Below are 1,153 nucleotides of genomic sequence, written 5' to 3'. Positions count from 1 at the left end.
ATCCGCAGCAGCGGCTGCTGCTGGAGGCGTCGTGGGAGGCGCTGGAGCGGGCGGGGCTGGACCCGGTGGGGTTGCGCGGTAGCCGTACGGGTGTGTTCGCCGGCGTGATGTACCACGACTACGCGAGCCAGCTCTCCTCGGTTCCGGCGGAGCTGGAGGGGTTGATCGGCACGGGCAACTCGGGCAGCGTGGCCTCGGGCCGGGTGTCGTACACGTTCGGGTTCGAGGGTCCGGCGGTGACGGTGGACACGGCGTGCTCGTCGTCGCTGGTCGCCCTGCACCTGGCGGCGCAGTCGCTGCGGTCGGGGGAGTGCGATCTGGCGCTGGCGGGCGGCGTGACGGTGATGGCGACGCCGGGCACGTTCGTGGAGTTCTCCCGTCAGCGGGGTCTGGCGCTCGACGGCCGCTGCAAGGCGTTCTCGGCGTCGGCCGACGGCACGGGCTGGGGTGAGGGTGTCGGTGTGCTGCTGGTCGAGCGGTTGTCGGACGCGCGCCGCAACGGTCACCGGGTGCTGGCGGTGGTGCGCGGGTCGGCGGTCAATCAGGACGGGGCGAGCAACGGGCTGACGGCGCCGAACGGCCCCTCCCAGGAGCGGGTGATCCGGCAGGCGCTGGCGAACGCGAATCTCTCGCCGGCGGATGTGGACGTGGTCGAGGCGCATGGCACGGGCACCGCACTGGGCGACCCGATCGAGGCGCAGGCGCTGATCGCGACCTATGGCCGGGACCGGTCTGAGGACCGGCCGCTGTGGCTGGGTTCCATCAAGTCGAACATCGGCCATGCGCAGGCGGCCGCCGGGGTCGGTGGTGTGATCAAGATGGTGATGGCACTGCACCACGGGCTTCTCCCCAGGACCTTGCATGCCGAGGAGCCTTCGCCGCATGTGGATTGGTCGGCGGGTGCGGTGGAGCTGCTGACCGAGGCCCGCGCCTGGGAGCCGGAGACAGGTCCGCGCCGGGCCGGTGTCTCGTCGTTCGGGATCAGCGGCACGAACGCGCACATGATCATCGAGGAGGCGCCCGCCGAGTCCGGCGGAGTCGCTCAGCCCGTCGAGCGCGGTGAGTCGGGCGGGGGCGATGGGGCCGGTGAGCCGGGGTCGGGCGGGGTGGAGCTGCCGGTGGTGCCGTGGGTGGTCTCGGCCAGGGACGAGCG

The 1,153-nt window shown here is 72.4% G+C and carries 1 protein-coding gene; it reads left to right on the top strand.

The window, feature by feature from the left end:
- A partial coding sequence (locus tag ACWJ6R_RS36760) for a beta-ketoacyl synthase N-terminal-like domain-containing protein (RefSeq protein WP_449066615.1) occupies nucleotides 1-1,153 on the top strand: 1,153 nt, incomplete at both ends.

The sequence above is a fragment of the Planomonospora algeriensis genome, from assembly GCF_977012225.1.
This window is presented reverse-complemented; position numbering and strand designations above follow the sequence as displayed.